Genomic DNA, 9,978 nt, shown 5'->3' on the forward strand with positions numbered 1-9,978 from the left:
GACACACCGCATTCGCGAGCAAGCCCGCTCCCACATTTGTTCGATGTTGTCTTGATGAATGAGTTACGGCTGCTGACGCGTCGCCGCCAACACGATCTCACGAATGCACACATGCTGCGGCTGCTGGTAGGCATAGGCAATCGCCGAAGCCACATCATCGGCGCTCAGCACGGTGCCGCCCATGTCCTGTTTCCACGCCTGGTAGCCGGTCTTGATGGCTTCGTCGGTGGTGTGGCTCAGCAGTTCGGTTTCCACCGCGCCCGGCGCAATGGTGATCACACGCACATTGTGCGGCGACATTTCTTCCCGCAGGTTTTCCGAAATTCCATGCACGGCGAACTTGGTGCCTACATAGGCGACGTGGTTGGGGAAGGTCTTGCGCCCGGCCACCGAGCTGACGTTGATGATGGTGCCACCCTTGCGCTTGACCATGCTGCCGGCCACCGCATGGATGCCGTTCAGCAGGCCCTTTACGTTGACGTCGAGCATCTGCTCCCACTGTGCCGGGTCCTGTTCGCTGACCGCGCCCAGCAGCATCACGCCGGCATTGTTGATGAGTGCATCGGCCGGGCCGAATTGCGCTTCGGCTTCTTTCACCGCCGCCACCAGCGCAGCGCGGTCGGTGATGTCGACACCGCGACTCAGGGTGTTCGGCAGCGCCAGGGCATTCAGCCGGTCGATGCGGCGGGCCAGCAGCAACAGCGGGTGGCCGGCGGCCGATAGCAAGCGCGCAGTCGCTTCGCCAATGCCCGAACTGGCACCGGTGATGATGATCAATGGCTTGCTCATGGTGGAACTCCTGAAATAAGAAAAACAAATAACTGAACGTGGAGCGCAGTATATTTAGCCCTCGGCTGGCTGAAAAATGCCTTATTCCTCTGTCTGTCATCGGTATTAACTATGGATGTGCGTCATCTCAAGGCGTTTCTCGCGGTATTCGAGGAACGCAATATCACCGCCGCCGCCCAGCGCCTGTTCATCAGCCAGCCGACGTTGTCGGTGACTATCAAGCAACTGGAAGAAGAACTGGGCGTGGCGCTGTTTCTGCGCCAGCCTCGTGGGGTCGAGGTCAGTGACGAGGCGCGGGTGCTGTACCCGCAAGCCCGGCGCATGGTGGCCGAGGCCGATGCGTTGAGCCGCTTGTTTCGCGGGCGCGAAAACCGCATCGCCCTGGAACTGGGTGTGGAAGGCGATATTGCCGACAGCCAGATCGAAACTTTCCTGCGCATGGCGCACCAGGGCCTGCCGGGTTTGCTGCTGACCTTGCAGGAAGGCTGCGAAGGAGAAGGGCGCCTGGCGGTAGAGGAAATGTGCTGCGAGGACGAATTATTCCTGCCGCTTTGGGAAGAGTCCTACGTGATGGCACTGCCGATTGCGCACCCGATGGCGGCGGGCGGCAAGGAGCAGGCCTGGGCGCCGATCGAAGACTGGATCACCTGCCCGCAGCATGATTCCCACCAACGGCTGATGGCCTTGTACGGCCGCTCGCCCCAGGCGGTGGCCGGGCATGCCGGTTCGTTGACCCAGGCATTGCACATGGTGGCGGCCGGTGTGGGCGTGGCGATGTTGCCGCAGTCGCTGGCGGCGGAGCGGGCCGGGGTGGTGATTCGCCCTTGGCACCTGCCGGCACCGACGCGCCGGGTGGGGTTGTGCTTTGCCGCCCAGGCCCTGGAGTTGCCGGCGTTGCGGGCCTTGCATGAGTATTTCCAGAACAACCGCCCGCCGCAGATTGAAGCCGCCTGACGGCGCCTTTGAATTCACCGCAAATTCAATGTAGGAGCTGGCTTGCCTGCGATAGCGGTGGTGACTGACACACCGCTATCGCAGGCAAGCCAGCTCCCACATTTGATCTTCATCGTTGCGAATAGTGTGTTCCGCCGTTATTCCAGCATCTTGCCCAGCAGCCAACTGCCGGCCGGGCCGGGCGGATGCTGGCGTGACCACAACGCGTCCACCGCCACCGAGCGCGGCCAGCCCCGGGCCTTGATTTCACACAGGTGGTCGCCGCCAAACCGCTCCACCAGCCAGCGCGGCAGCGGTGCCCAGCCAAAACCCAGCTGCGCCATTTCCATCAGCATCAGGTAACTGGGCGCTGACCACACTCGGCCCAGGCCGCGGGTTTCATTCGGGTTGATGATGCTCGCCAGGCGCAGTTCGCGGTGTTGTTCCAGGGTTTGCTGGTCGATGTCCGCAAGGTTCGCCAGCGGATGTCTGGGTGAGACAAACAGCGCGATTTCCGTGCGCTCTTCCACGGTGGTGCTGGTGAGGTCCGGCGGGTAAACCTCCTGCATCTCGATAAACGCAATCTGCGCCCGGCCACTTTGCACCAAGGCGATCAAGTCTTCGCATTCGGCGATCAGGCATTCCAGCTCCAGGTCCGGGTAGCGCTGCTCGAAGGCGCTGAGGGCGGTTTCGAAACGGTCCGACTGGTACGTATCGGACATCGCGATACTCAACTTCGGCTCCAACCCCTGGGATAACTGGCTGGCCGCCAACTCCAGGCGGCTGCTGGCTTCCAGCACCTGCTCGGCGCGTTGCAGCAGCACATGCCCGGCCGGGGTCAGCGTGGGCTTGCGGCTGCTGCGATCAAACAGCACCACATCCAGGTCAATCTCCAGGCTGGCCACCGCCGCGCTGACGGTGGACTGGCTCTTGCCCAGCTTGCGCGCCGCCGCTGAAAACGAACCGTGGGTCGCCGCCTGCACAAACGCCTGAAGCACTTCATGGGATGCCATGACTATCGCCCTGATCGATGGTTATTGGTTATGAAGTATCGACTCCAAGGGTAATGATGGCAACCATCGTCACTCACGGAGAACGGGTCATGACACCCACCAAGTCGATTACTGAACGCGTTTGGCAGGCCATTGGTTTTGAAGGTTTGGCCTTGTTGATCTGTACACCGCTGCTGGCGTGGATCATGGATAAACCGGCCCTGGAGATGGGCATGGTGACCTTGGCCATCAGCCTTATGGCGCTGGCCTGGAACGTGATTTTCAACGGCCTGTTCGACCGTCTCAAGGCGCGCCTGCAACTGTCTGGCGGGGTGTGGACCCGCGTGCTGCATGCGTTGATGTTTGAAGGCGGGCTGGTGGCGATCTGTGTGCCGCTGATTGCCTGGTGGCTGAACATCAGCCTGATGCAGGCGTTTATCCTCGACATCGGCGTGCTGCTGTTTTTCCTGCCGTACACCTATGTGTATCACTGGGGGTATGACGCGGTGCGGGAGCGGATCATGCAGAAACGGATGCGCACCGCGTAGGAGTCCGGCTTGCCGGCGATGGCGATTTTGGATACGTCATCGCCGGCAAGCCAGCTCCTACAGGGGTTGTAGGGCGGCCACAAAATCGAGGAACGCCCGCACCTTGGCCGCTGGCAAGTGCCGCGACGGGTAGAAGGCATACAACGGGAAGCGCTCGTCGGGCCAGTCGGGAAACAACTCGATCAACGCGCCGGATTCCAGCGCCGGTGCCAGCCCAAGGTCGAGCATTTGCGCCACTGCATGGCCGTGTTCGCACACGCTGTACAAGGTCCCTGCGTCGTTGACCACCAGCCGCCCGCTGGTGGCGATGTTGAGCTGCTCGCCCGGCCGGTGGAATTCCCAGCCAAACGGCCGGCCGGTCTGGGAGTCGCGAAAGTCGATGCACACGTGCTGGCCGTCTTCCAGGTCCTTGGGGTGTGAAGGGCGACCATGCCGCTCGAGATAAGCTGGCGAGGCCAACGTCAGCACCCGCACTTCCATCAGCTTGCGGGCGATCAACGAGGACGATTGCGGAATGCCAAAACGGATGGCCAAATCAAAGCCATCCGCCACCAGGTCCCCGAGTTGATCCCGCGTGTGCAGGTCCAACTGCAACTGCGGGTACTGACTCATGAATTCACCCAGCACCGGCCCCAGCACCAGCCGCGAAAAGTACGGGTCGATGTTCACCCGCAACCGCCCGCGCACCGTCAGGGCGCTGTCGGCCGCCGAGCTGGCGGCTTCTTCCAGGCCGGCCAGCAGCGGGGCGATTTCCTGGTAGAAACGCCGGCCCTCGTCGGTCAATTGCACCGAGCGGGTAGTGCGGTCGAACAGACGGATTCCCAGGCGTTTTTCCAGCCGCGAAATAGCCCGGCTGACCCCCGAAGGCGTCATCTCCAGGCTGTCGGCGGCGCGGGCGAAACTGCCGCTGTCGACCACGGCGGCCAGTACGCCCATGCCACCGGCCAGTCCTGGATCAAAACTCATGGGTGATTGCCTGTCAGGTATCCGAAAGCATTGATGCTAGCGGAGAATCCGAGCGCGTTACAGAAACATCCCGCCCGAGGCCTCGACCCGTTGCCCGGTGATCCAGGTGCTGCCGTCGGCCAGCAGGGTGGAAATCGCCCCGCCGATATCATCCGGCAAGCCTGCGCGACCGAGGGCGGTGTTGTTGGCGACCATCGCGTTCACGTCCGGATTGTCGCGCACCACGCCGCCGCTGAAGTCGGTGGCAATCGCGCCGGGGGCCAGGGTGTTCACGGTGATGCCACGGGCACCCAGTTCCTTGGCCTGGTAGCGGGTCAGCACTTCCACCGCGCCTTTCATCGAGGCATAGGCCGAATAACCCGGCAGGCTGAAGCGCGCCAGGCCGCTGGAGATATTGATGATGCGGCCACCGTCACTGATCAGCGGCAGCAGTTTCTGGGTCAGGAAAAACGGGCCCTTGAAGTGGATCGCCACCAGTTGGTCGAACTGCGCTTCGGTGGTGTCGGCGAAGCTGGCGTGGGCGCCGATCCCGGCGTTGTTGATCAGGAAGTTGAAGTGCGCCTGGCCGAACACGTCCTTCAATACCGAGCCGACCTGGGCGGTGAACGCCTCGAAGGTGGAACTCTGGCTGACGTCCAGCTGCAGCATGGCCGCCTTGCCGCCCAGCGCTTCGACTTGGGCGACCACGGCCTGGGCTTCGTCCGCTGCGCTGTTGTAGGTACCGATAATGTCGACGCCTTGTGCCGCCAGGTGCAGCGCAGCGCTTTTGCCCAGGCCGCGGCTGGCGCCGGTGATGAGTGCGATTTTACGGGTCATGGTGAAGTCCTCTGGGCGTGTGATGGTTCGTGGGACTGAGTGTATTTGTCCGGCCATAACGTGATAAACAGAGCTATACCGGAATCACTGGCCGGATAAGGCGAACAATCCCATGAACAAACTAGAGTTGCTGCGTACCTTCGTGCGCGTTGCCGAACTGTCGAGTTTCACCCAGGCGGGCGAGAGCCTGGGCTTGCCGCGCTCCACGGTTTCCGAGCATGTGCAGGCACTGGAAGAGTTGCTGGGCGCGCGCCTGTTGCAGCGCACCACGCGCAAGGTCCAGGCGACCCAGGACGGGCGCGTGCTGTATGAGCGCAGCAAGGATTTGCTGTCGCACATGGAAGAGCTGGAAGGCTTGTTTCGCCAGGATGAAGCGCAGCTGGCGGGGCGCATTCGGGTGGACATGCCCAATGTCATGGCTCGGGAATTGATCCTGCCGCGCCTGCCCGAGTTCATGGACCTGCACCCGCTGATCGAACTGGAAATCAGCAGCACCGACCGCCAGGTTGATTTGCTGGCGGAAGGTTTCGACTGCGTCTTGCGCGTCGGTGCGCAGCCGGACCAGTCGGTGGTAGCCCGCTTGTTGTGCAGCATGCCGATGATCAACTGCGCCAGTGCTGCGTACCTGAAACGCCACGGCGTACCCAGGACGCTCGCTGATTTGGCTCACCATCAACTGGTGCATTACGTACGCCCGCTGGGCTCACGTTCTCCAGGGTTTGAATACGTACAAGGCAACAAGGTGCAGCGGATTCCCATGGCCGGGCGCGTCACGGTCAACAGCACCGACGCTTACCGGGCGGCGTGCATCGGTGGCTTTGGCCTGACCCAGGTGCCCGCCCTGGGCATTCACGATCAACTGGCCAGCGGCGAGTTGGTGGCGGTGCTGCCGGACTATCCGGCGCCGGCACTGGACGTGTCCCTGCTGTACGCCGGCCAACGGCATTTGCCGCTGCGGGTGCGGGTGTTCATGGATTGGCTGGCCGCCACCTTGCAGGCTGCTTTCAACGCCGGGCAGACAACTGCTGCGGCGCCAGGAATGCATCATGGAAGTAATCCCGAAACGCCTGCATCGCCGGCGTGAAATCGCGCTCGCGGTGCCAGGCCAGGCCGACGCTCATGGGCGTGACCTTGTCGGTGACGCTCACGGTTTCGATGCGTTTGCCTTCCAGTGACCACGGGCGATGCACCAGGTCTGACAAGATCGCCACGCCGCTGCCGTTGGCGACCATGCTGCGCACTGCCTCCACCGAACTGGTGCGCAGCCGCACCGTGGGGGTTTGCCCGGCCTGTTCCCAGTAGCGCATGGCGCTTTGTTCGGCTTCGTCGACGGTGAGGAAAATGTACGGCTCCCTGGCCACATCGGCGAGGCTCACGGCGGGGCGTTCGCACAACGGGTGATGGCTGGGCAGCCACAGGCGGCGTTCGGAGTTGAAGAGGATTTCCGAGACGATATCGGCGTGGGTGAGGTTGGCGGTGAGCACCACGGCCATATCGAACTGGCCGTTGAGCAGGCCGTGTTCGATGGCCTGGCGTTCCTGTTCGAACACCTCGATGGTCACGTCCGGGTGCCAGTGTTCCATGCGCTGCAAGTGGTGCGGCAGGAAGTAACCGAGCACGGTGTAGCTGGCGGCCACCCGCAGTACGCCGCTGGCGCGGTAGTCCGGCAACGGGCTGTTCAGGGCGTCGTCGACGCTGCGCACAATCACATACGCCCGGTTGAGGAAATGCCGCCCGGCATCGGTCAGGCTCATGCCCTGGGCCGAGCGCACGAATAGCTGCGCACCGAGCATCGCTTCCAGCTCCTTGATCGCGGTGGTCACTGCGGATTGGGAGATGTTCAGGTGAATCGCCGCCTGGGAGATCTGGCCGATTTCGGCGGTGGCGACGAAGTAGCGGATTTGACGCAGGGTCAGGGACATTGGTTTCTCCGCTCGTTCCCACGCTCTGCGTGGGAATGCATCCTGTGACGCTCCGCGTCACGATTTCAAGGGCGGACGCAGAGCGTCCAGGGCGGCATTCCCACGCGGAGCGTGGGAACGATCAGTATCGGGTATCTGATTTTCAGAAGATGGGCCATCTGATAATAGATCTTCCCAAGGGGTCAAGGGGCAGCCTAATTTCCATCGCAAGAACTTCAACGGAGCGACCCCGATGCAGGCAGTGGATTTCAATTCGGACATGGGCGAAGGCTTCGGCCCCTGGACCATCGGCGATGGCGTCGACAGTGAACTGATGGCCTACATCAGCTCGGCCAACATCGCCACCGGCTTTCACGCCGGCGACCCGGGCACCATGCGCCGTACCGTCGAACGCGCCAAGCAGTTGGGCGTGGCGATTGGCGCGCACCCGGGTTTTCGCGACCTCGTAGGTTTCGGCCGACGCCATATCAACGCCCCGGCCCAGGAGCTGGTGGACGACATGCTCTATCAACTCGGCGCCCTGCGGGAAATCGCCCGGGTGCAGGGCCTCACGCTGCAACACATCAAGCCCCACGGCGCGCTGTATATGCACCTGGCGCGGGATGAAGAAGCGGCGCGGCTGCTCGTGGAAAACCTGCAACGGCTGGAGCCCACGCTGCTGCTGTATTGCATGCCGAATTCGGTGATCTGGCGTATCGCCAAGGAACTCGGCCAGCCGGTGGTGCGGGAGTTTTATGCCGACCGTGAGTACGATCTCACGGGCTCCATCGTGTTTACCCGCAATGTGCGGGCGCTGGATCCGGCAACGGTCGCGGCACGCGTACTACGGGCTTGCCAGACCGGGCTGGTACGTACGGTGGAAGGGGAAGACCTGTTTATCGAATTCGATTCCATTTGCCTGCACAGCGACACCCCCGGCGCCCTTGAGCTGGTGGAAGCCACCCGTGAAGCGCTGGATCAGGCGGGCATCGAAGTACGCACACCCCGCTGACCGACACCGGTGCCCAGACACCGGGTCTGACTGATTTTTTGCCTGCCTTTCTACAATGATTCCAAGAGGAACAGACATGGCTGAATCTTCCCCGATCCGCTACAGCTTTGGCGGTGATGAACACCTGTTTGCCGAGGTCAGCGAGAGCATGTCCCTGGAGGCTTTCTTCAAGGGCATGGCCGTCACCCGCGCGGTGGAACGCCTGGCCCTGGACGGTGTGCTGGACGTCTGCCTGGCAAACGCCTCGTTCCAGATTCGTTTCGACCCGGACCGCATCGCGCCCCACGTGCTGCTCGACGCGGTACAAAGCGCCGAAGCCCAGGCCGTGGCCGAACGTACCTTGCACACCCGCATCATCGAAATCCCGGTGCTGTACAACGACCCCTGGACCCATGAAACCCTGATGCGCTTTCGCGACCGTCATCAGGACCCGACCGGCACCGACCTGGAATACGCAGCGCGGATCAACGGCCTGGCGGATGTGGACGCGTTTATCGCGGCCCACAGTGGCGCGCCGTGGTTTGTCTCGATGGTGGGGTTTGTGGCGGGCTTGCCGTTCATGTTCCAGATGGTGGAACGCGAGCGGCAGTTGCAGGTGCCCAAGTACCTGCGCCCACGCACCGACACGCCGAAATTGACCCTCGGCCACGGCGGCTGCTTTGGCTGTATCTATTCGGTACGCGGCGCCGGCGGTTACCAGATGTTCGGCGTCACCCCGGCGCCGATCTACGACCCGCAACAGCAACTGGCTTACCTGAAAGAGCACATGGTGTTCTTCCGCCCCGGCGACATCGTGCAGTTCAAACCCATGGACCGCGACGCCTATGACCTGGCCGTGGCAGAAGTGGACGCAGGGCGCTTCGACCTGCGCATCCGCCCGGTGGAGTTTTCCCTCGACGCCTTTCTCGCCGACCCCATCGGCTACCCGAAAACCTTGCAGGAGGCGCTGGCATGATAAAGGTACTCAAACCCGGCCTCGCCACCTCCGTGCAGGATCTTGGCCGCGAAGGTTATTACCACCTCGGCATCCCGCCATCCGGCGCCCTGGACCAATACGCGTTGAGCGCGGCCAACCACCTGGTGGGCAACCCCATCGGCGCTGCCGGGCTGGAATGCACGTTGATCGGGCCGGAGCTGGAGTTTCAGCAGGATGCCCTGGTGGCGTTGTGCGGGGCGCTGATGTCGCCGCGCCTGGACGGCGTAGTGGTGCATCAGGACACCGCGTTTGAAGTGCGGGCGGGGCAAGTGCTGCGCTTTGAATTTCCCAAGGCCGGCGCACGGACTTACCTCGCGGTGGCTGGTGGTATTGACGTGCCGCTGGTATTGGGCAGCCGGTCCACTTACACCCTGGGTGCGTTGGGCGGGTTTCACGGGCGGCGTCTGGTGGAGGGTGATGAACTGCCCGTGGGCGAAGCCAGCGGCAAAGGCCGGGCGGGGAACAGTTTGCCCATGGCGTTGCGCCAATCGGTGGGTGGGGACGTGACCCTGCGGGTGGTGCCGGGGCTGTACTACGAGCGCCTGACGCCCGCCGCCAAAACCAGCTTTTTTGCCGAGCCCTGGACGGTGGGGTCGGAGGCCGACCGCATCGGCTATCGCTTCAAGGGCGGCAATGCCTTGAGCTTTCAGCCACGGGAACAGCCGTTTGGCGCCGGGTCCGATCCGTCGAACATCGTCGACAGTTGCTACCCCATCGGCTCGATCCAGGTGCCGGCGGGCCTGGAGCCTATTGTGCTGCACCGGGACGCGGTGTCGGGCGGGGGCTACGCGATGATTGGCACGGTGATCAGTGCCGACCTGGATCTGATCGGGCAGATGCAACCGAACCAGCGGGCGGGGTTTGTGGCGGTGACGCTGGAGGAAGCGTTGGAGGCGCGGCGGGTGTACAAGAAGCGGTTGAAGCTGATGGGTGGGTTGTTTAGCACCTGAACTCACCACTGAACCCAATGTGGGAGCGGGCTTGCTCGCGAAAGCGGAGTGTCAGTCAATAAGTCTGTGACTGAGCCACCGCATTCGCGAGCAAG

11 protein-coding genes are annotated in these 9,978 nt (G+C 62.9%); 6 read left to right on the forward strand and 5 right to left on the reverse strand.

Annotated features, from left to right (window positions below; translation table 11 throughout):
- Positions 1–63: 63 nt before the first annotated feature.
- Positions 64–789, reverse strand: coding sequence for an SDR family oxidoreductase (locus tag HX873_RS15960; protein ID WP_177122886.1), 726 nt, complete (start codon positions 787–789; stop codon positions 64–66).
- Positions 790–900: 111 nt separating this feature from the next.
- On the opposite strand from HX873_RS15960, the gene HX873_RS15965 reads away from it, so the two are divergent.
- Positions 901–1,743, forward strand: coding sequence for a LysR family transcriptional regulator (locus HX873_RS15965; RefSeq protein ID WP_003211429.1), 843 nt, complete (start codon positions 901–903; stop codon positions 1,741–1,743).
- Between the two features lie 137 nt (positions 1,744–1,880).
- On the opposite strand, the gene HX873_RS15970 is transcribed toward HX873_RS15965, so the two are convergent.
- Entirely contained in the window at positions 1,881–2,735 is an 855-nt protein-coding gene (locus tag HX873_RS15970) for a LysR family transcriptional regulator (protein WP_087693158.1), read from the reverse strand.
- Positions 2,736–2,824: 89 nt separating this feature from the next.
- On the opposite strand from HX873_RS15970, the gene HX873_RS15975 reads away from it, so the two are divergent.
- A complete protein-coding gene (locus HX873_RS15975) occupies positions 2,825–3,262 on the forward strand; it encodes a multidrug/biocide efflux PACE transporter (RefSeq protein WP_177122887.1) in 438 nt (145 codons plus the stop codon).
- Positions 3,263–3,319: 57 nt separating this feature from the next.
- On the opposite strand, the gene HX873_RS15980 is transcribed toward HX873_RS15975, so the two are convergent.
- Positions 3,320–4,228, reverse strand: a complete 909-nt coding sequence (locus tag HX873_RS15980; RefSeq protein ID WP_177122888.1) for a LysR family transcriptional regulator — start codon at positions 4,226–4,228, stop codon at positions 3,320–3,322.
- A 57-nt stretch (positions 4,229–4,285) separates the two neighbouring features.
- Positions 4,286–5,044, reverse strand: a complete 759-nt coding sequence (locus HX873_RS15985; protein ID WP_177122889.1) for an SDR family NAD(P)-dependent oxidoreductase — start codon at positions 5,042–5,044, stop codon at positions 4,286–4,288.
- Between the two features lie 112 nt (positions 5,045–5,156).
- On the opposite strand from HX873_RS15985, the gene HX873_RS15990 reads away from it, so the two are divergent.
- Positions 5,157–6,128 carry a LysR family transcriptional regulator gene (locus HX873_RS15990; RefSeq protein WP_008432970.1) on the forward strand — a complete coding sequence of 324 codons (972 nt, stop codon included), beginning with the start codon at positions 5,157–5,159 and terminating at the stop codon, positions 6,126–6,128.
- On the opposite strand, the gene HX873_RS15995 is transcribed toward HX873_RS15990, so the two are convergent.
- Positions 6,049–6,966, reverse strand: a complete 918-nt coding sequence (locus HX873_RS15995) for a LysR family transcriptional regulator (protein ID WP_177019369.1) — start codon at positions 6,964–6,966, stop codon at positions 6,049–6,051. The genes HX873_RS15990 and HX873_RS15995 overlap by 80 nt on opposite strands.
- A gap of 232 nt (positions 6,967–7,198) precedes the next feature.
- Here HX873_RS15995 and HX873_RS16000 point away from each other — a divergent pair, with 232 nt between their 5' ends.
- The 3 genes from HX873_RS16000 to HX873_RS16010 all read left to right on the forward strand — a co-directional run bounded on the left by HX873_RS16000 (position 7,199) and on the right by HX873_RS16010 (position 9,883).
- Positions 7,199–7,957 (forward strand): 5-oxoprolinase subunit PxpA, encoded by a 759-nt coding sequence (locus HX873_RS16000; RefSeq protein WP_003211441.1) that lies wholly within the window; start codon positions 7,199–7,201, stop codon positions 7,955–7,957.
- Positions 7,958–8,033: 76 nt separating this feature from the next.
- Complete coding sequence (locus HX873_RS16005; protein WP_008432967.1) at positions 8,034–8,912, forward strand: allophanate hydrolase subunit 1; 879 nt, start codon at positions 8,034–8,036, stop codon at positions 8,910–8,912.
- Positions 8,909–9,883: a biotin-dependent carboxyltransferase family protein gene (locus tag HX873_RS16010; RefSeq protein WP_177122890.1), complete on the forward strand. Its 975-nt coding sequence runs from the start codon at positions 8,909–8,911 to the stop codon at positions 9,881–9,883. The genes HX873_RS16005 and HX873_RS16010 overlap by 4 nt, the downstream gene beginning before the upstream one ends.
- The last annotated feature ends 95 nt before the right edge of the window (positions 9,884–9,978 follow it).

It is taken from the genome of Pseudomonas sp. P7758 (genome assembly GCF_013386485.1).
Lineage (GTDB): Bacteria > Pseudomonadota > Gammaproteobacteria > Pseudomonadales > Pseudomonadaceae > Aquipseudomonas.